An 18055-nucleotide genomic window follows, 5' to 3' on the forward strand; every position below is an offset into this window, starting at 1 on the left:
TGAGTTACCAGTAGTCAGCTAGCCCGGATGTCCTTGCCTGCAAGCGCCGCTTTACCGCCCCCGCGCCGCCCGCTAAACCGTGATCATGAACACGCCCGAGACGCCCCAAGAACATTCCGAACCGCTGCGCCGCGCGATCGGCAGCCGCTATCTGACCTATGCGCTGTCGACGATCATGCACCGCGCCCTGCCCGATGCCCGCGACGGGCTGAAGCCGGTGCACCGGCGCATCCTGTATGCAATGCGAGAGCTGCGGCTGGCGTCGAACGGCGGCTTCCGCAAGTCGGCCAAGATCTCGGGCGACGTGATGGGCAACTATCACCCGCATGGCGACGCCGCGATTTACGATGCCATGGCGCGTCTGGCGCAGGATTTCGTGATCCGCTATCCGCTGGTCGACGGTCAGGGCAATTTCGGCAACATCGACGGCGACAACCCGGCGGCCGCCCGCTATACCGAGGCCCGCATGACCGCCGCCGCCGAGGCGCTGCTGGACGGGCTGGCCGAGGATGCGGTGGATTACCGCGACAACTATGACGGCACGCTGCAGGAACCCGAGGTTCTGCCGGCGGCTTTTCCCAACCTTTTGGCGAACGGCTCCAGCGGTATTGCCGTGGGGATGGCGACCAACATCCCACCGCACAATCTGGATGAGCTTTGCGCCGCCTGCCTGCATCTCATCAAGGCGCCCAACGCCCATGACGAAACACTTGTCGACCTGATCCCCGGCCCGGATTTCCCCACCGGCGGTGTCATCGTCGAACCACGCGAGAGCATTCTTGAAACCTATCGCACCGGACGCGGGGCTTTCCGCCTGCGCTCGCGCTGGGAGATCGAGGAAATGGGCCGCGGCCAGTGGCAGATCGTGGTCACCGAAATCCCCTATCAGGTGCAGAAATCCAAGCTGATCGAAAAGCTGGCCGAGCTGATCCAGGCCAAGCGGGTGCCGATCCTGGGCGATGTGCGGGACGAAAGCGCCGATGACGTGCGCATCGTGCTGGAACCGAAGTCGCGCAACGTCGATGCCGATGTGCTGATGAGCACCCTGTTCCGCCTGTCCGATCTGGAAATCCGCTTCTCGCTGAACATGAACGTGCTGATCGACGGGCGCACCCCCAAGGTCTGCTCGCTGAAAGAGGTTCTGCGCGCCTTCCTGGACCATCGCCGCGAGGTGCTGATCCGCCGCTCGCAGCACCGGCTGGAAAAGATCGACCACCGGCTGGAGGTGCTGGAAGGCTATATGGTCGCCTTCCTGAACCTGGACCGGGTGATCGAGATCATCCGCTATGACGATCATCCCAAGGCCAAGCTGATCGAGGAATTCACCCTGACCGAAGTGCAGGCTGAGGCGATCCTCAACATGCGTCTGCGCTCGCTGCGCAAGCTGGAAGAAATGGAGTTGCGCAACGAGCGCGACGCGCTGCTGAAGGAACGCGCCGATCTGGTGGACCTTCTGGAGAGCGACGAGTTGCAATGGAGCCGGATCTCGGACGAATTGCGCGAGGTGCGCAAGAAGTTCGGTGCCAAGGCCCCAGGCGGCGCCCGGCGCACCAAGTTCTCGGAACTGACTGAAGTGGCCGAAGTGCCGCTGGAAGCCATGATCGACCGCGAGCCGATCACCGTGGTCTGCTCGAAAATGGGCTGGATAAGGGCGATGAAGGGCCATGTGGCGCTGGACGGCCCACTGAAGTTCAAGGACGGCGACGAAAGCCGTTTCGTCTTCCATGCCGAAACCACCGACAAGCTGCTGGTGTTCGGCTCCAACGGGCGCTTCTACACGCTGTCGGCGGCCAATCTGCCCGGCGGCCGCGGCATGGGCGAGCCGCTGCGCCTGATGGTGGATCTGCCCAATGACGTCGAGATCATCGACCTGTTCCTGCATGTGCCGGGTCGCAAGCTGATCCTGGCCTCCAACACCGGCGACGGGTTCGTGGTGACCGAGGACGAGGTGCTGGCCCAGACCCGCAGCGGCAAACAGGCGCTGAACGTCAAGGAGCCGGCGCGCGCGGCACTGTGCCGCGCCGTGCGCGGCGATCACGTCGCCGTGGTCAGTCAGAACGGCAAGCTGCTGGCCTTCCCGGTCGAGGAACTGCCCGAGATGGTGCGCGGCAAGGGCGTGCGGCTGCAAAAGTACAACATGGCGCGCGGGCGGCAGGGCAGCCTGGAACTGGACGGCGGTCTGGCCGACCTGACGACCTTCGACGTGGAACAGGGGCTCAGTTGGCAGACGCCGAACGGGCAGACCCGCCGCGAGCCGGACGTTGCGCAATGGTTGGGCAAACGGGCCGGCGTTGGCCGACAGGTTCCGCGCGGCTTTCCAAAGGATCGCAAGTTCACCTGAGGCGACGCAACGGAAGGCTGAAAACGCTTTCCCTTCGGGCATGATCTTCGCATGATTCTTATAGGAAAACCCGCCCGGTTCCTGCACCGCGCGGCAAGAGGCAAGGGAATATGGCACATCCGGCCATTCTGACGATCACCCTGAACCCGGCGCTGGACCTGTCCTCGCAAGTGGATCAGGTCCGCGCGGGCGACAAGCTGCGCTGCGCCCCGCCGCGTCGCGATCCGGGCGGCGGCGGGATCAACGTCAGCCGCGCCATCCGTCACATGGGCGGCGAAAGCCTTGCCGTGGTGGCCCTTGGCGGCGCCACCGGCGAAGCGGTGCGCCAGATGATGACTGCCGAGGGCCTCAGCCTGCGCGTCTTGCCGCTGCCGGGCGAAACCCGGCAAAGCCTGTCGGTGACCGATCAATCCAACAACGATCAGTACCGTTTCGTGATGCCCGGTCCCGATTGGCAGGAAACTGAGGTCGAGGCCCTGCTGGACCTGTGCGCCACCCTGCCCGGACCCGCCACGCTGGCGGTGCTCAGCGGCTCGCTGCCACCCGGCGTTGCGCCCAGCCTGCCGCATCGCATATGCGCGGCGCTGGAGGCCACCGGGGCGCGGATGATCATCGACACCTCGGGCGCGGGCCTTGTGCGCCTTGCCCGCGCGCCGCAGGAGCAGCGCCCCATGGTGCTGCGCTTCGACAATCAGGAAGCCGAGGAACTGTCCGGCACCACCCTGGACAGCCCAGAAGCGACGGCGGATCTGGCGGAGGATCTTGTGCGGCGCGGCGTGGCCGATGCGGTGGTCATCGCATGCGGGGCCGAGGGCAACGTGCTGTGCGACGGCAGCCGCCGGCTGCTGTGCCGCCCGGTGCCGGTGCCGGTGCGCAGCAAGGTGGGCGCCGGGGACAGTTTCGTCGGCGCTTTCGCCCTGACCCTGTCGCGCGGCGGCGATCTGGCCGAGGCCCTGCATCACGGCACCGCTGCCGCCAATGCCGCGGTGATGACCGACGCCACCGAATTGTGCCGGGCCGAAGATGTGGAACGTCTGTATCCGGGCTGTCAGCTGTCCGAGGTCTAGGCCTTAGACCTCGCGCAGCGCCAGCGTCTGTTCCCGCAGCCAGGCGACCAGGCCGCGCGGATTGGAACTCCACCGCTGAATGTCGTCGCCGGGGAACGGATGGCCGACCACCGGGCGTTGCGGCTTGTTCAGCGCATGCACGACCTCGTGGATCAACAGCCCCTGACGCAGGGTCGCCGATACCTGGTTGGCGATCTGATAGGCACGGCTGTTCTGGCCGGGGAAGAACACCGGCACCACCCTGGCTTTGCTGCGCTGGATCATCTTGGCGGTAAACGGGTTCCAGTCCCGCTCCACCGCCGGGCCCATCAGGGTTTCGGACGAGGCCACAACACCCGAGGGAAACAGCACGATGACCCCGCCGTCGGCCAGGTGATCCATCGAACGGCGGCGCATTTCCAGGTTCTGCTGCAGCGCGTCCGGCTCATGCGGGAACGGCACCGGGATCATGAACTCGCGGATTTCCTCGACCCCGGTCAGAAGCGAGCGGGTCAGGATCTTGTAGTCTTGACGTACCCGTCCGATCAGTTCGGCCAGAACCATGCCGTCCACCAGCCCATGCGGATGATTGGCGACGATGATTACCGGCCCCTTTTCGGGGATGCGGCGGATCTGGTCGTCTGGGGTGGTCAACTCGATGCCCATGGTCGCCAGCGCCTTGCGCCAGAACGCCTGCCCCATGGGCACGCCCTCGCGCTCGAACTGGCGGATCAGGCGCAGCAGAGTCAGCTTGCCGGTGGCCCATTCCATCGACTTGATCAGCGTGGTCTGGAAGCCGTTGTCGAAGGTCGAGGCATAGGACAGCTTGCGCTTGTCATAGGGTACATAGTCCGCGGGCAGGGTCACCGGTTCGCCACGCCGGCTGGCCCGCAGACGCGCCCGTTGTCCAATGTTGGCCCCCTGGATATCGGCCATTACATCTCCTCGCCGAATCGGTCGGCGACCAGCGCCTCGACCGCGCCGGCAAGTTCCTCGGCCTGGGGTCCGCGGGTTTCCACGGTGATGCTGGTGCCCTTGGACGCGGCCAGCATCAGCAGTCCCATGATGCTGTCGCCCCCGGCGCTCATCCCGTCGCGGGACACTTCCGCCGAGGCGTCATAGGCTTCTACAACCTCGACAAGTTTCGCCGAGGCCCGCGCGTGCAGGCCCTTTTCATTGATGATGCGGAGCGTCTTGCGAATGGAATCAGTCATGTCCGCACGTCAATTGCCGAAAGCGTCAAAGCAATCAAGGTATTTCCGCCCGGCCTGCAAGGCGTTGTCCACCGCTTCAGGGACGGTGCGGTCGCGCACCTTGACCAGTTTGATGAGCAGGGGAAGATTGGCACCGTAGATGATCCGCCGGTTGGCGCGCTCGCAGGCCGGCAGAGACAGGTTCGAGGGCGAGCCGCCGAACATGTCGGTCACAACGATCACCCCGTCGCCGCTGTCCACCGCATCGGCCGCGGCCTCGATCTCGGCGCGCTTGGCGTCCCGGTCCTCGTTCACGGCGATTGCAATGGCCCGCATCTTGTCCTGGGGTCCCAGCACGTGTTCGACGGCGGCAAGATACTCGCGCGCCAAACCCCCATGGGCCACAATGACAATTCCGATCATCGGGGCGCCTCCGCCACCTGCGCGGCCATCATGGCGCTGCGCCGTTCCAATTCGTGATGCCGAAGGCTGACCTTCCACCCGTTGTCGCCAAGCCGGCGAGCCAGGGCTTCGGCCAGCGCGACCGAGCGGTGCTGCCCGCCGGTGCAACCGAAACCAATCGACAGGTGTGACTTGCCCTCCGCCGTATAGGCCGGCAACAGGAATTCTGAAAGATCGTTAACTTTGTCGAAAAATGGGGCATATCGGTCATCCGTGCCGATGAAGGCCGCAACGCGCGGGTCGCGTCCGTCCAGCGCCCGCAGCGACACATCCCAATAAGGGTTTTTCAGGAACCGGCAGTCGAACACCATGTCGATCCCGCGCGGCATCCCGCGCTTGTAGCTGAACGAGTGCAGCACCAGCGCCATGCGCTGCGCGCCGTCCGGTTCGAACCAGCGCCCCAGTTCCGCCTTCAGGTCGTGCGGCGTCTGCGCCGAGGTGTCGATCAGGATGTCGGCCAGCGCCCGGATCGGCAGCAGCAACTCCTGCTCGCGCATGATCCCTTGCGCCGGGGTTTCCGCCGGGGCCAGCGGATGCCGCCGCCGGGTTTCGGAATAGCGCCGCTCAAGCACCGCCGCCTCGGCATCCAGATACAGCACCTCGACCCGCGCCCCGCCGCCGCGCAACTGTTCGATCAGATCCTGAAACGCGGCGACCGAGAAATCCCGGTTGCGCACATCGACCCCCAGCACCAGGACGCGCCCCAGGGCCGGGCCGTCCAGCAGGCGCGGCACCAGCGACAGCGGCAGATTGTCGATCGCCTCGCAGCCCAGATCCTCCAGCGCCCGCACGGCGGTCGTCCGCCCGGCTCCGGACGGGCCGGTCACCAGGATGATCCGGGCAGTGGCTTGGGATGGCGCAGCTGTAGCGTGGCTCATTGCAGACTTTCGTGGTGTCCCCGAATAAATTGCAGCAAGGCTGCCCCGAAATGGCCAGTCTCGCACTTATGTATCAAGGTGACGTTGTGTCCGAGAACACAGGTTGTGGCCGGTTGTGGCAATCGTGCGGTTTCGACCGGCACCATCCGCACCACCAGGCGCAGGGGGGTCGGTCCGGCCAGGCGGGCGGGCAGCAGGCCAACGCCGCGCGCCTCGATCCGCGCCGGAAGCGTGGGCGGCGCGCTGGCCAACACCCGGTCGCCGTCGCGTTCCAGCAAGGTCCGGTCATCGGCCACCAGTTCGGCACCATGGGCCATCAGTTCCAGCCCCAGCGCCGATTTTCCCGACCCGGACGGCCCTTCGATCATCACCGCAACGCCGCACAGCGCGACCGTGGTCGCATGGCGGATTTCGCGGGAATCGGTCGTGATGTCGATCATGAAGGCCTCTGGTTGACGCCAGCTTCCCCTACTTTCGCAGTCGCAGCAAGTGCCTGTGACATGTCAGGAAATCAACAACCGTTGAGCGGGTTTCCGCGCCCCTCTGCAACAAAAGACCACGGGCTGTCATACTTGTGCTAATTTGGTTGCGCAAACATGACTGTGATGGCGCTAAACTCGCATTTCCGGCCTGTTTCGGGCGCGAGGCCTCATGCTATATGCGCGGGGTCGGTCCATGCCGGTCCGGCCAGCGTTGCATCACATCTCTGTTCAGTACCCTCGTGTGCAGCGCCTGAAGATATCATCGACTGCCGCAAGACCGCGGTGCCTGGAGCACACTCAGATGACACATGGACGCGTGAACCCATCTCAAACTCTCGAAGATCAGGGCATGGTGGGTCTCGGCACGGTCTATTACAACCTGCTTGAACCCGCACTGATCGAGCAGGCGCTGAAGCGCAACGAAGGCGAACTGGGCCAGGGCGGCACCTTCCTGGTGTCCACCGGCAAGTTCACCGGCCGGTCCCCCAAGGACAAGCATGTCGTTCGGACTCCCGATGTCGCCGACAAGATCTGGTGGGACGCCAATGCCGAGATGTCGCCTGAAGGGTTCGAAAACCTGCATGCCGACATGCTGGAGCACATGAAGGGCAAGGACTATTTCGTTCAGGACCTTTATGGCGGCGCCGATCCGACCCTGCGTCTGGACGTGCGCATGGTGACCGAGCTGGCTTGGCACAGCCTGTTCATCCGCCACATGCTGCGCCGCCCCGCACGTGAGGAACTGGACAGCTTCCACCCCGAATTCACCATCATCAACTGCCCCAGCTTCAAGGCCGATCCCGCGCGCCACAGCTGCCGCAGCGAAACCGTCATCGCGCTGAACTTCGAACAGAAACTGATCCTGATCGGCGGCACCGAATACGCGGGCGAGAACAAGAAGTCGGTCTTCACCCTGCTGAACTACATCCTGCCGGACAAGGGCGTGATGCCGATGCACTGCTCGGCCAACCACGCGCCAGACAATCCCGTCGACACGGCGATCTTCTTTGGCCTGTCGGGCACCGGCAAGACCACCCTGTCGGCGGACGAATCGCGGGTGCTGATCGGCGACGACGAACATGGCTGGTCCGAACGCGGCACCTTCAACTTCGAAGGCGGCTGCTATGCCAAGACCATCGGTCTGGACCCGGAAGCCGAACCCGAGATCTATGCCACCACGTCGAAATTCGGCACCGTGATCGAGAACATGGTCTATGATCCCGAAACCCGCGATCTGGACTTCGACGATGACAGCCTGACGCCGAACATGCGCTGCGCCTACCCGCTGTCGTATATCTCGAACGCCTCCGAGACCTCGCTGGGCGGGCATCCCAAGAACATCATCATGCTGACCTGCGATGCTTTCGGGGTGTTGCCGCCGATCTCGCGGCTGACGCCTGCGCAGGCGATGTATCACTTCCTGTCGGGCTTCACCTCGAAGATGGCCGGGACCGAGCGTGGCGTGACCGAGCCGCAGCCGGCGTTCTCGACCTGCTTCGGGGCGCCCTTCATGCCGCGTCGGCCGGAAGAATACGGCCAGATCCTGCGCGACAAGATCGCCAAGCATGGCGCCACGTGCTGGCTGGTCAACACCGGCTGGACCGGCGGCGCCTATGGCACCGGCCACCGGATGCCGATCAAGGCCACCCGCAACCTGCTGACCGCGGCACTGGATGGCTCGCTGAATGACGCCACCTTCCGCAAGGATCCGAACTTCGGCTTCGAGGTTCCGGTGACTGTGCACGACGTGGACGCAACGCTTCTGGATCCGCGCTCGACCTGGGGCGACAAGGCGGCCTATGACGCGCAGGCCCGCAAACTGGTCGAGATGTTCGCCGAGAACTTCGAACAGTACCTCGCCTATATCGACGAGGACGTGAAGGCCGTGGCCATTGGCGGCGTTGCCTGATCGGGCCCGACGGCTGGTCCATTTGAAACACGAAACGCGCCCTCAGGGGCGCGTTTTTCGGTCTGGAAAGACTTCCGGGCGCGGCGCGGCCTAGCCCAGCGTTTCCACGCCGCGCCGCACCAGGTTCAACCCGGCCAGCACCAGCACCACCAGCGTGGCCTTGCGAAACCGCGCCTGATCCAGCCGGTCCTGCACATGCTGGCCCGCCCACATGCCGAAGACCATCGGAACCAGCAGCAGGAACGACAGCGGCGCGGTCTGCGCGTTGAACACTCCGGTGCGCAGATGCGCCGCCACCAGAACGATGGCCCCGCCCAGATAAACCACGCCCTGCACCCGGATGGCCTCGACCTTGGGCGCATTCACGGCGGTCAGATACATCACCGTCGGCGGCCCCCAGACCCCGGACAGCCCGCCCGAAAATCCGGCCACCGCGCCGATCCCGATATCGGCCAGACGACGGCGATGCGGCGGAATATGCAACCGCAGCCCCACCACCTGCACCAGCGCGAACACCGTGACCACAAGGCCCAGCGTCAGGAACAGCGCGCCCTGCGGCAGGCCGCGCACAAGCTGCGCCGCCAGCGCGATGACCACCAGTACAACGCAAAGATAGACGCGGTAGTCCCACGCCGATTGCAGCGCCGGGCGTAATCCGCTGCGAAACGCCTGCCACAGGTTCGACACCAGCGTCGGCATCAGCAGCGCGGCCAATGCCGGTTCGGCGGGCAGGAAACTGGCCAGCCCGGAAATCATGATCATCGGCATGGCGAACCCGATGGCGCCTTTCACGAAGGACGCCACAAGGGTCACGATCACGGCCACCCCAAGGATCAACGGCGACGGGGCAAAATACAACGAGTCCAAGGTCTTCCCTTCCTCAACTGCGCCCTGTCTGCCCCAGCCGACGCTGCAGCGCAAAAGAAGTTGCGGTCATATTGCTGCAAGTTATCAATCGATATTGAAAAAATGTTGCGCTGCGACTGCGAAATGATTATTCCGGCACCCGAAAGATGAAAGGAACCGATTCATGCCCCATGATGGCCAGTCCCTGCCCGACTCCGGTGCCGCGCCGGTGCTCGACGATCTGCTCAGCCTGACCGGTGCCGCCGTCGCCCCTGTCGAGGCGCTGCTGGAGGCCGCGAAGGACAGTGTGCGCGCGCAGGTTTCCCGTGACGGACGCGTTTCCGGCGCCCTGATCGAAGCCAACCAGACCGCCGCGCATGGCCTTGCATGGCTGGCCACTTACGTGGAATCGCTGCGCCAGATGCAGGCCTGGGCCGAGCGTGTGCAGGCCGAGGGCAAGTTCGGCGAGACCGAGCAACTGCTGCTGCAAATCGCCTTCGGCGAGTACCTGCAACAGATCTCGGGCGGCATCCTGATGACGCAGGGCGAGATCATTCGCCCCCATGATCTGGGGCTGGGCGCCGATGCGCTGGCCGGGCTGGACACCGATGCGATCCGCACCCTGTCGTGCCACGGCAACAGCCAGACCGCCCGCACCCGGCTGGTCGCGCTGATGCAGGAGCAGTCGGCCAATATCACCGTCGGCACCACCGGGCTGGACGACGAGTTGGAGATGATCCGCGAGCAGTTCCGCCGCTTTGCCGTGGACCGCGTGATCCCCGACGCCCACGAGTGGCATCTCGAGGATGAGCTGATCCCGATGGAAATCATCGAGGAACTGGCCGAAATGGGCGTCTTCGGCCTGACCATCCCCGAGGAATTCGGCGGCTTCGGCCTGTCCAAAGCCTCGATGTGCGTGGTGTCGGAAGAACTGTCGCGCGGCTACATCGGTGTCGGCTCGCTGGGCACAAGGTCGGAAATCGCGGCCGAACTGATCCTCTGCGGCGGCACCGAGGCGCAGAAACAGCACTGGTTGCCCAAGATCGCCAGCGCCGAGATCCTGCCGACCGCCGTCTTCACCGAACCCAACACCGGGTCCGACCTTGGGTCCCTGCGCACCCGCGCGGTCAAGGATGGCGATGACTGGTCGGTGACCGGCAACAAGACCTGGATCACCCATGCGGCCCGGACCCATGTGATGACCCTGCTGGCCCGCACCGATCCCGAGACCACCGATCACCGCGGCCTGTCGATGTTCCTGGCCGAAAAGACCCCCGGCACCGACGAGAACCCCTTCCCCACCGACGGCATGACCGGCGGCGAGATCGAGGTTCTGGGCTATCGCGGCATGAAGGAATACGAACTTGCCTTCGACAACTTCAAGGTCAAGGGCGAGAACCTGCTGGGCGGCGAGGAAGGCAAGGGCTTCAAGCAGCTCATGGAAACCTTCGAAAGCGCCCGCATCCAGACCGCCGCCCGCGCCATCGGCGTGGCGCAATGCGCGCTGGATATCGCCATGCAATACGCCATCGACCGCAAGCAGTTTGGCAAGTCGCTGATCGACTTCCCGCGGGTGTCGGGCAAGCTGGCGATGATGGCCACGGAAATCATGATCGCGCGCCAGTTGACCTATTTCTCGGCCTGGGAGAAGGATCACGGTCAGCGCTGCGACCTCGAGGCCGGCATGGCCAAGCTGCTGGGCGCCCGCGTCGCCTGGGCGGCGGCCGACAACGGCCTGCAGATTCACGGCGGCAACGGTTTCGCGCTGGAATACCAGATCAGCCGGGTTCTGTGTGATGCCCGCATCCTCAACATCTTCGAGGGTGCCGGAGAGATCCAGGCGCAAGTGATCGCGCGGCGTTTGCTGGGCTGATCCGCTCCTGGTCAGGACGGGAGTTCCCCCCTTCCGTCCCGAAAAAGGCGCCCCCCGGCGCCTTTTTCTGCTTCTGACCGGGGCTCAGCCGGCGTCCGGGTCCAGTCCCTCGCTCACCCACAGGCGGGCGTCAGCCTCTTCCTCCGCATCGAAGCTTTTCATCTCGACCGAGGTGACCGGATCGGCCAGCTTGGCAAGGCTTTCCATCCAGCCGCCGCCCCCGACCAGCGCATAGCGGTGCAAGTTGCGGATTGCCGCCAGCTTGGCGGTCCAGAGCGGCCCGCTGATCATCATGGACGGGGCGAACCCAGCAAAATTCGTCACCCGCACCAGCAGCGAAATCCGCCGCCCCGCGCCCGGCGTTTCCGCCAGCATGGTGTTCAGACGCTCGATCACCGCATCGGCATCGGCCTGCTGGATAACGCCGTCGATCTCATAGGCCAGTACATGCGGATGCGGTGGGTCCAGGAAGCGCACCGCCGGCACGGCAGTTTCCGGGGCGGCACCCTCGTCCAGCACGAAGGTGCGGGCCGCCAGCCGGTCGTCGGGGGCGAAGGTCTGAAATTCCAGCCCCGGCATCAGGTGCCCGGCAGCGCGCATCACCGAGGCGATCCATTGCTTTTCGGTCACGGCGGCCATGCGCCCGAACCGCCGCAGATGCGGCAGCAGCGCGGTTTCGACCTTCAGATCCTCGGCCACCGCCCCGGCGGACACATCGCTGATCCCGGTCAGGTCGAGCAGCAGGTTGATCTTGCCCTCTTCCTCCAGCAGATCGCGCACCGCATCGTCCACAGCCTGAATATCCGCGGCACTTACCTGGTCGCGCAGGTCCAGCGACAGGGTCTGCGGGCCGATTTTCTCGATGATGATCATGGGGAAGCCTCCGGTTGCAACAGGAACGGACAGGCGGGGACCATGCAGATCCCGCCGCGCCCGTCACTATGTCGGCACAGACATTCGAACTTCAATTCTTGAACTTGGGGAAATCCCGCGCAACATGGGGCGTTGGCAGACCCGCCGCAGACTTGCAGGAGATTTCCGATGTTCATGTCCCGTGCCGCGCTTGTGCTGGCCCTGGCCACCGCCGCAGGCGGCGCATTCGCGCAAAGCCCGGTCGACCCGTTGAAGCCCGCCCAGCACTGGCGTCTGACCACGATCAACGGCGAACGCTTCCCGGCGCTGGCGCGGTTCAGCCTGGCCATCGACAGGCGCATCGCCGGTCGCGCGCCCTGCAACACCTTTTTGGCGACGCTTGAGGGCACCGCAGACAGTTTCACCATCGGCCCCATCGTTTCGACCCGCACGGCCTGTGAGAACATGGCCGAGGAGACCGAGTTTCTGCAGGTGTTCGGCGCAACCACCAGCGCCCGCTTTGACGGCGAAAACCTGGTGATGACCGGGCCGGACGGATCCGAGCTTGTGTTCGTGAAGACCGATCCGCCGGAAACCTAGACCCGCGCCAGCAGGTCCAGCAACCGCTGGCGCGCGGCGGGCAGCGGCGGCTTGTTTCCCCGTGGCGTCAGGTGTTGGCTCCAGAAATAGCCGGTGGTGGCGAGCGCCTGCGCAATCTGGGCGTTGTCGCCATCGCCGCCGGGCAACATGCAAGGCGGCAGTGGCAGCAGCTTGTCGGCCCAGTCGCCAGCCCCTTTGGCGGTCACCGCCCGGCCGCTGCGGGGCGAGACATAGGCCAGCCCCTCGGTCGCCCCGGTAACCGCACAGACCGACAGATCCAGCCCGAACCCCAGCGCCTCCAGCAGTGCCAGTTCCCAATGCAGATAGGCCAGCGGCCAGGCCTCGGTGATCGGCATCAGGTCCAGCAGGGTGCGGCTGCGCTCGTAGATCTCGGGCACCGCCTCGCGCTCGGGCAGAGACACGGCCAGCAGGCCGCAGACGGCGTTCAGCCCGGCCAGCGCCAGCCGGTCGCCCATGACGCCGGGCATGCGTGACCGCAGGGGTTCCACCGTAAAGGTGCCAAGGTGATCTTCCAGCCGCGCCCGCCACGCCACAGACAATTGTGCACCGGGTTGCAGCACGGGTGCCATGCGTCGCCCGGCACCGCCGCGCACAATTCCGGCGTGGCGGCCATGGGCCTCGGTCAGAACCTCGATGATCGCGGCACTTTCCCCATGCGGGCGCATGGTCAGAAGCACCCCTTCGTCGCGCCAATCCATGAGGCTGATCTAGGGCGCAAACCATTGCCGATGCAACGGCGATCAGGTCAGGCCGACATGATCCAGCAGGTCGCGGCCCTCGCGGCTTTCGACCTCGACGATCCACAGGTCGCGGTCGCGGTCCTTCTGGCGGGCCAGCACCGCGTCGACCTCGGCCTCGGGACCTTCGGCAAGTATCATCCAGCTGCGCTCTCCGGTCATCAGGTCATAGGAGCGCTGCTTGGCCACCGCCTTGCCATCCAGCGTCGCCAGCTTGACGATCACCGCCCCCGAGGTGGGATCGCCCTTCGCCGCGATATAGGCCGGGATGTGTTCGATCTGAAGCCGCCGCAAATAGGCCTTCACCCAAAGATCGGCCGCCAGACGGATCACGTATTGCCGTCCTTGAAGTCGAGCCCCATCTCGTCATAGCGCTCGGATTCTTCCTGCCAGTTGGTCCGCACCCGCACCTGCAGGAACAGATGCACCTTGCGGCCCAGGAATTCTTCCATCACGACGCGGGCGGCCTGGCCCACGGCCTTGATGGTTTCCCCCTTGTTGCCCAGCACGATGCCCTTGTGACCGTCGCGGCTGACGTAGATCACCTGATCGATGCGGGCGGAGCCGTCCTTGCGATCCTCCCATTTCTCGGACTCGACGGTCAGCTGATAGGGGAGTTCCTGATGGAGGCGCAGGGTCAGCTTCTCGCGGGTGATCTCGGCGGCGATCATGCGCATGGGCAGATCGGCGATCTGATCCTCGGGATACAACCACGGCCCCGCCGGAAGCTCCCCGGCCAGCCATTTGCGCAGCGTGTCGACACCATGGCCCTTCTCGGCCGAGATCATGAACGTATGCGCGAAGGGAAAGCGGTCATTCAGATCCTTGGTCAGCGCCAGCAAGACCGGCGCCTCGACGCGGTCGATCTTGTTGATGGCCAGCGCCACGCGCTGCTTCGGCACGGCACGTTCGGCCAGAGCTTCGAGGATCTTCTCGACGCCTTCGGTCACCCCGCGATGCGCTTCGACCAGCAGCACGACGACATCGGCATCCGCCGCCCCGCCCCAGGCCGCGGCCACCATGGCGCGATCCAGACGCCGGCGCGGACGGAACAGGCCCGGCGTGTCGACAAAGACGATCTGGCTGGCGCCTTCCATCGCCACGCCGCGAATGCGGGCGCGGGTGGTCTGCACCTTGTGGGTGACGATCGAGACCTTGGCCCCGACCATGCGGTTCAACAGGGTCGATTTGCCGGCATTGGGTTCGCCGATCAGGGCGACGAACCCGGCGCGGGTCTGGTCAGGGGAGTCAGTCATGTGTGCCCGCCTCCATGCGGGTCAGAAGCGCGCGCGCGGCGGCCTGTTCGGCCTGCCGTTTGGATCCGGCCGAGGCCCGTTCGACCTCGCCACTGTCCAGCCGGGCCTCGATGGTAAAGACGGGGGCGTGGGCCGGGCCGCTGCGGTCGGTTTCCACATAGCGCGGCGGCGCCAGCTTGCGCGCCTGCGCCCATTCCTGCAGGGCGGTCTTGGGGTCGCGGGCGTCGGCCTCGACATTGGCGATCCGGTCGCCCCAATGGGTCAGGATCAAGCGGCGCGCGGCCTCCAGCCCGCCATCCTTGTAGACGGCGGCGATCACCGCCTCCATGGCGTCGCCCAGCAGGGCCTCCTTTCGGCGCCCGCCCGACAGCATCTCGGATCGGCCCAGCCGCAGCACCGTGCCCAGCCCGACGGCGCGGGCCACGTCGGCGCAGGTTTCCTTGCGCACCAGCGCGTTGAAACGCGGCGCAAGCTGGCCTTCGGGGGCGGTCTGGTCGGCGGCCAGCAGGGTCTCGGCCATCACCAGCCCCAGCACCCGGTCGCCCAGGAATTCTAGCCGCTGGTTGTCCTTGCGGTTGGGCGTCGCCACCGAGGGGTGGGTCAGCGCCTCTTGCAGCAGTGCGGGCGTGGCAAAGTCATGCCCCAGCCGCGCCGCGAAGTCCTTTTGTTCCGCCGACAGCGCCAAGGCTCAGTTCAACCCCTTGAAGAACCGGTCGCCGCGCCAGGTCCAGAAGTAGAAGATCGACTTGCCCGCCGACGAGAACATCACCCGGTCGGCCCGGCCGATCAGGTTCTCGAACGGCACGAAGCCCACGCCGCGCGCCGATTGCGGCACCCGGCTGTCGTTGGAATTGTCGCGGTTGTCGCCCATGAAGAAATAGTGCCCCTCGGGCACGGTATAGACCGGGGTGTTGTCCAGCGCGCTGTCGCGGATGTTCAGCGTGTCATAGCTTTTACCGCCGGGCAGGGTCTCGGTGTAGCGGGTCTTGGTGCACAACCCGCCGATGCCGACCGGGCCGTTTTCGCACTGCGGGCGGTTGCCCACGGGGCCTTGCGGTTCGAACACTTCCTCGAAGACTCCCGCGTCTTCACGCGGCACGGGTTCGCCGTTCAGGTACAACTGGCCATCGCGCATCTGCACCTTGTCGCCGGGCAGGCCAATCAGGCGCTTGATGAAATCCGCACCGGTGACCGGATGGCGGAACACCACGATGTCGCCGCGCTCGGGCTCCGAGGCCAGGATGCGGCCCGGAATGAAGGGGCACATCGAGAACGGGCAGGAATGCTGGGAATAGCCATAGGCCATCTTGTTGACGAACAGGAAATCGCCGATCAGCAGCGTGTCCTTCATCGAACCCGACGGGATCCAGAACGGCTGGAAGAACAGCGTGCGGAACACGCCTGCGATCAGCAGCGCGTATACGATCGTCTTGATGGTCTCGACGATGCCGCCGTCTTTTTCGGCCTTGCTTGCCATGGTACTGGATCCTGCCTCGGGAATAACTTCGGGCTTCTTTGCGGCCCGGCGCTTCGGGTGTCAAGTTGCGCGTCCCGAGCGGGAGGGGTCAGCGGCGGCGCCACGCCCGTTCCAGCAAGGTCACCCCGGAGACGGTCAGGAAGATCCGCGCGATATGCAGCGCCGCCACGAACGGCACCTCAAGTCCCAGGGTGAAGGCGATCAGGCTCATTTCCGCCAGCCCGCCGGGGGCATAGGCCAACAGCGCCTCGGCGAAGGGGATGGCGGTCTGATGCGACAGGGCCAGGCCGAACAGGATCGTCGCGCACAGCAGCAACGCTGTGGCCCCCAGCGAATGCCCCAGCACCTTCAGGATCCGCGCCGGAGAGGTGCCGGCAAAGCGGCAGCCAATGCCCGCGCCCAGAATCACCTGCGTCCCGGCCAGGATGACAGACGGCACCTGGAAATCCGTGATGTCGCTCGCGTGCAGGCCGGCACTGACCAGCATTGACCCGATCAGCAGCGGTGCGGGCAGGTGCAGAAGGCGGCCCAGACGGGCACCGACCAGGGCTGAGACCGCGAACCAGGCCGCTCCGATCAGACCCAGATCAGCCAGCGGCCGCCAGTTGGCACTGCGGCCCGCCAGATCGGCGCCGGTGACAAACTGGATGAGCACGGGAAGCAGCATCACCACAAGGAAGATCCGCGCGGCATGCATCAGCGAGATCGTGGTCGGATCGCCGCCCGCCTTCTCGCCCATCAGGATCATGTCCACCAGCCCGCCGGGCATGGCCGAATAGAACGCCGTGGGCCGCGAAAGTCCCGCCACCCGCGACAGGTACAAAAAGGCGCTGCCCCCGGCGACCAGCAGGTACGGCACAAGAATGGCCAGCGGCAGGAGCCAATCGCGCAAACCGCCCAGCATGTCCCCGTTGAACGAGGTGCCCAGCATCGCCCCCATCACCACGATGAACGGATTGCGCAGCCGGTTGGGCAGATGCACCGGCACCTGCAACAGAGCCGCAAGCCCGGTCGCCGTCATCGCCCCCAGCATCCAGGCCAGCGGGACATTCAGCCACCAGAACAGCGCGCCGCCAAGCGCGCCGATGCCAAGCGCAAGGGCCAGTCCCGGCCATGGGAAGGGAAGTGTTGATTGGTCCGCCATGGCCCAATCTGCTAATACAGGAGCCATTGGGGAACAATGCCACAGCGCGCGTGCGTGGGTTGGCGTTGCAAGACCGAGGAGGAAGCCGTCGATGTTTCGGGTCATCCTTGCCGCAGGACTTCTGATCGCCGCCGAACCGGGCTTCGCGCAGGCGCAGGACGCGTGCCAACCCTCCCCCTGTCTGGTGGACGGTGGCCAGTACCGCGTTGCCCTGCCCGCTATACCCGCAACCGAGCCAACGCCCACGGTCCTGTACCTGCATGGCTATGCCGCAAGCAGCGCTGCGGTTCTGCGCAATTCGGGGTTGCTGCAACCGTTTCTGGACCGCGGCTATGCGGTGGTCGTGCCGGACGGTCAGGTCGATACGCTGCAAGGCCATCATCTGGATTGGGGCGTGCGCGACGGCTTTGGCCTGCCCCGCGACGACATCGCCTTCGTGCGCCAGGTGCTGGCGGATGCCGCAACACGTTTTTCCCTGGATCCCGAGAACATCGTGCTGATGGGGTATTCGCGGGGCGGCTCAATGGTCTGGGACATTGCCTGTCACGCCCCGGACACGGCGCGGGCCTATGTGTCCCACGCGGGGGGCTTCTGGGCGCCACTTCCCCCGCAATGCGCCGCCTCTGTCCGCCTGCTGCACAGCCATGGGTTCACCGATCGGACCCTGCCCGTGGAGGGCACCGGGATGGAATGGTTCGGCTACAGCTTCGAGGTCGCCAGTGTCTTCGACGGGCTCGAGGTGTGGCAGCGCACCATGGGTTGCCCCCCGAAGGCCGACACCGCCGAGGTGACCGCGGCGGCCTGGACCAAGGCCTGGACCGGTTGTGCCGAGGGCGGCCAGTTGACCCTGCAACTTCTGCCCGGCGGTCACGGGCGGCGGGCCGGTTGGGCCGAGGCCGTGCTCGACTGGCTGGAGCCTGCTCCCGATAATCCTTAGC

19 protein-coding genes are annotated in these 18055 nt (G+C 65.5%); 6 read left to right on the plus strand and 13 right to left on the minus strand.

Annotation, left to right across the window (positions count from 1 at the left end):
- The first annotated feature begins 85 nt into the window (after positions 1–85).
- Both parC and AB0T83_RS09925 read left to right on the plus strand, forming a co-directional pair.
- Positions 86–2341 carry a DNA topoisomerase IV subunit A gene (gene parC / locus AB0T83_RS09920; RefSeq protein WP_366192868.1) on the plus strand — a complete coding sequence of 752 codons (2256 nt, stop codon included), beginning with the start codon at positions 86–88 and terminating at the stop codon, positions 2339–2341.
- Positions 2342–2451: 110 nt separating this feature from the next.
- On the plus strand, positions 2452–3408 hold the full coding sequence (locus tag AB0T83_RS09925; protein WP_366192869.1) for a 1-phosphofructokinase family hexose kinase: 957 nt from the start codon (positions 2452–2454) through the stop codon (positions 3406–3408).
- Positions 3409–3411: 3 nt separating this feature from the next.
- On the opposite strand, the gene AB0T83_RS09930 is transcribed toward AB0T83_RS09925, so the two are convergent.
- From AB0T83_RS09930 to AB0T83_RS09950, 5 genes are read right to left on the minus strand one after another with little or no spacing between them, the layout of a single operon-like run.
- On the minus strand, positions 3412–4323 hold the full coding sequence (locus AB0T83_RS09930) for a lysophospholipid acyltransferase family protein (protein WP_366192870.1): 912 nt from the start codon (positions 4321–4323) through the stop codon (positions 3412–3414).
- Positions 4323–4601, minus strand: a complete 279-nt coding sequence (locus tag AB0T83_RS09935) for an HPr family phosphocarrier protein (protein ID WP_366192871.1) — start codon at positions 4599–4601, stop codon at positions 4323–4325. The genes AB0T83_RS09930 and AB0T83_RS09935 overlap by 1 nt, the downstream gene beginning before the upstream one ends.
- A gap of 9 nt (positions 4602–4610) precedes the next feature.
- On the minus strand, positions 4611–5003 hold the full coding sequence (locus tag AB0T83_RS09940; protein WP_366192872.1) for a PTS sugar transporter subunit IIA: 393 nt from the start codon (positions 5001–5003) through the stop codon (positions 4611–4613).
- Complete coding sequence (rapZ, locus tag AB0T83_RS09945) at positions 5000–5920, minus strand: RNase adapter RapZ (protein ID WP_366192873.1); 921 nt, start codon at positions 5918–5920, stop codon at positions 5000–5002. The genes AB0T83_RS09940 and rapZ overlap by 4 nt, the downstream gene beginning before the upstream one ends.
- Positions 5917–6360 carry an HPr kinase/phosphorylase gene (locus AB0T83_RS09950; RefSeq protein WP_366192874.1) on the minus strand — a complete coding sequence of 148 codons (444 nt, stop codon included), beginning with the start codon at positions 6358–6360 and terminating at the stop codon, positions 5917–5919. The genes rapZ and AB0T83_RS09950 overlap by 4 nt, the downstream gene beginning before the upstream one ends.
- Positions 6361–6703: 343 nt before the next feature.
- Between AB0T83_RS09950 and AB0T83_RS09955 the strand changes: the two genes are divergently transcribed.
- The gene (locus tag AB0T83_RS09955) at positions 6704–8311 is read left to right on the plus strand and encodes a phosphoenolpyruvate carboxykinase (RefSeq protein ID WP_366192875.1); all 1608 of its coding nucleotides are present in this window, start codon (positions 6704–6706) and stop codon (positions 8309–8311) included.
- 90 nt (positions 8312–8401) lie between these two features.
- Here AB0T83_RS09955 and AB0T83_RS09960 read toward each other — a convergent pair whose 3' ends face one another.
- Positions 8402–9178 carry a sulfite exporter TauE/SafE family protein gene (locus tag AB0T83_RS09960; RefSeq protein ID WP_366192876.1) on the minus strand — a complete coding sequence of 259 codons (777 nt, stop codon included), beginning with the start codon at positions 9176–9178 and terminating at the stop codon, positions 8402–8404.
- Between the two features lie 163 nt (positions 9179–9341).
- Here AB0T83_RS09960 and AB0T83_RS09965 point away from each other — a divergent pair, with 163 nt between their 5' ends.
- The gene (locus tag AB0T83_RS09965) at positions 9342–11030 is read left to right on the plus strand and encodes an acyl-CoA dehydrogenase family protein (protein WP_366192877.1); all 1689 of its coding nucleotides are present in this window, start codon (positions 9342–9344) and stop codon (positions 11028–11030) included.
- 84 nt (positions 11031–11114) lie between these two features.
- Here the strand turns inward: AB0T83_RS09965 and AB0T83_RS09970 are convergent, their stop codons facing one another.
- Positions 11115–11903, minus strand: coding sequence for a SpoIIAA family protein (locus AB0T83_RS09970; protein ID WP_366192878.1), 789 nt, complete (start codon positions 11901–11903; stop codon positions 11115–11117).
- Between the two features lie 168 nt (positions 11904–12071).
- Between AB0T83_RS09970 and AB0T83_RS09975 the strand changes: the two genes are divergently transcribed.
- Complete coding sequence (locus AB0T83_RS09975; RefSeq protein WP_366192879.1) at positions 12072–12482, plus strand: META domain-containing protein; 411 nt, start codon at positions 12072–12074, stop codon at positions 12480–12482.
- On the opposite strand, the gene recO is transcribed toward AB0T83_RS09975, so the two are convergent.
- From recO to AB0T83_RS10005, 6 genes are all read right to left on the minus strand, one after another.
- Positions 12479–13201 (minus strand): DNA repair protein RecO, encoded by a 723-nt coding sequence (recO, locus tag AB0T83_RS09980; RefSeq protein WP_366192880.1) that lies wholly within the window; start codon positions 13199–13201, stop codon positions 12479–12481. The two genes, AB0T83_RS09975 and recO, sit on opposite strands and share 4 nt — an antisense overlap.
- A gap of 42 nt (positions 13202–13243) precedes the next feature.
- Complete coding sequence (locus AB0T83_RS09985; protein WP_435891156.1) at positions 13244–13570, minus strand: DUF1491 family protein; 327 nt, start codon at positions 13568–13570, stop codon at positions 13244–13246.
- A complete protein-coding gene (gene era, locus AB0T83_RS09990; protein WP_366192882.1) occupies positions 13570–14496 on the minus strand; it encodes a GTPase Era in 927 nt (308 codons plus the stop codon). Before era ends, AB0T83_RS09985 begins: the two co-directional genes overlap by 1 nt.
- On the minus strand, positions 14489–15181 hold the full coding sequence (gene rnc, locus AB0T83_RS09995; protein ID WP_366192883.1) for a ribonuclease III: 693 nt from the start codon (positions 15179–15181) through the stop codon (positions 14489–14491). Before rnc ends, era begins: the two co-directional genes overlap by 8 nt.
- 3 nt (positions 15182–15184) lie before the next feature.
- Positions 15185–15973: a signal peptidase I gene (gene lepB / locus AB0T83_RS10000; protein ID WP_366192884.1), complete on the minus strand. Its 789-nt coding sequence runs from the start codon at positions 15971–15973 to the stop codon at positions 15185–15187.
- An 88-nt stretch (positions 15974–16061) separates the two neighbouring features.
- Positions 16062–17117: an AbrB family transcriptional regulator gene (locus AB0T83_RS10005; RefSeq protein ID WP_366192885.1), complete on the minus strand. Its 1056-nt coding sequence runs from the start codon at positions 17115–17117 to the stop codon at positions 16062–16064.
- A gap of 91 nt (positions 17118–17208) precedes the next feature.
- Between AB0T83_RS10005 and AB0T83_RS10010 the strand changes: the two genes are divergently transcribed.
- A complete protein-coding gene (locus AB0T83_RS10010; protein WP_366192886.1) occupies positions 17209–18054 on the plus strand; it encodes a CE1 family esterase in 846 nt (281 codons plus the stop codon).
- Position 18055 lies beyond the last annotated feature (1 nt).

Source organism: Meridianimarinicoccus marinus (assembly GCF_040689105.1).
Taxonomy (GTDB): Bacteria; Pseudomonadota; Alphaproteobacteria; order Rhodobacterales; family Rhodobacteraceae; genus Meridianimarinicoccus; species Meridianimarinicoccus marinus.

What these genes read in the sequence shown, in the direction of transcription:
- era (WP_366192882.1), bottom strand. Translation starts at nt 14,496, where the DNA reads ATGACTGACTCCCCTGACCAGACCCGCGCCGGGTTCGTCGCCCTGATC.
- AB0T83_RS09970 (WP_366192878.1), bottom strand. Translation starts at nt 11,903, where the DNA reads ATGATCATCATCGAGAAAATCGGCCCGCAGACCCTGTCGCTGGACCTG.
- AB0T83_RS09955 (WP_366192875.1), top strand. Translation starts at nt 6,704, where the DNA reads ATGACACATGGACGCGTGAACCCATCTCAAACTCTCGAAGATCAGGGC.
- parC (WP_366192868.1), top strand. Translation starts at nt 86, where the DNA reads ATGAACACGCCCGAGACGCCCCAAGAACATTCCGAACCGCTGCGCCGC.
- AB0T83_RS09925 (WP_366192869.1), top strand. Translation starts at nt 2,452, where the DNA reads ATGGCACATCCGGCCATTCTGACGATCACCCTGAACCCGGCGCTGGAC.
- AB0T83_RS09950 (WP_366192874.1), bottom strand. Translation starts at nt 6,360, where the DNA reads ATGATCGACATCACGACCGATTCCCGCGAAATCCGCCATGCGACCACG.
- AB0T83_RS09975 (WP_366192879.1), top strand. Translation starts at nt 12,072, where the DNA reads ATGTTCATGTCCCGTGCCGCGCTTGTGCTGGCCCTGGCCACCGCCGCA.
- AB0T83_RS10010 (WP_366192886.1), top strand. Translation starts at nt 17,209, where the DNA reads ATGTTTCGGGTCATCCTTGCCGCAGGACTTCTGATCGCCGCCGAACCG.
- lepB (WP_366192884.1), bottom strand. Translation starts at nt 15,973, where the DNA reads ATGGCAAGCAAGGCCGAAAAAGACGGCGGCATCGTCGAGACCATCAAG.
- AB0T83_RS10005 (WP_366192885.1), bottom strand. Translation starts at nt 17,117, where the DNA reads ATGGCGGACCAATCAACACTTCCCTTCCCATGGCCGGGACTGGCCCTT.
- recO (WP_366192880.1), bottom strand. Translation starts at nt 13,201, where the DNA reads ATGGATTGGCGCGACGAAGGGGTGCTTCTGACCATGCGCCCGCATGGG.
- AB0T83_RS09940 (WP_366192872.1), bottom strand. Translation starts at nt 5,003, where the DNA reads ATGATCGGAATTGTCATTGTGGCCCATGGGGGTTTGGCGCGCGAGTAT.
- rapZ (WP_366192873.1), bottom strand. Translation starts at nt 5,920, where the DNA reads ATGAGCCACGCTACAGCTGCGCCATCCCAAGCCACTGCCCGGATCATC.
- AB0T83_RS09965 (WP_366192877.1), top strand. Translation starts at nt 9,342, where the DNA reads ATGCCCCATGATGGCCAGTCCCTGCCCGACTCCGGTGCCGCGCCGGTG.
- AB0T83_RS09930 (WP_366192870.1), bottom strand. Translation starts at nt 4,323, where the DNA reads ATGGCCGATATCCAGGGGGCCAACATTGGACAACGGGCGCGTCTGCGG.
- AB0T83_RS09935 (WP_366192871.1), bottom strand. Translation starts at nt 4,601, where the DNA reads ATGACTGATTCCATTCGCAAGACGCTCCGCATCATCAATGAAAAGGGC.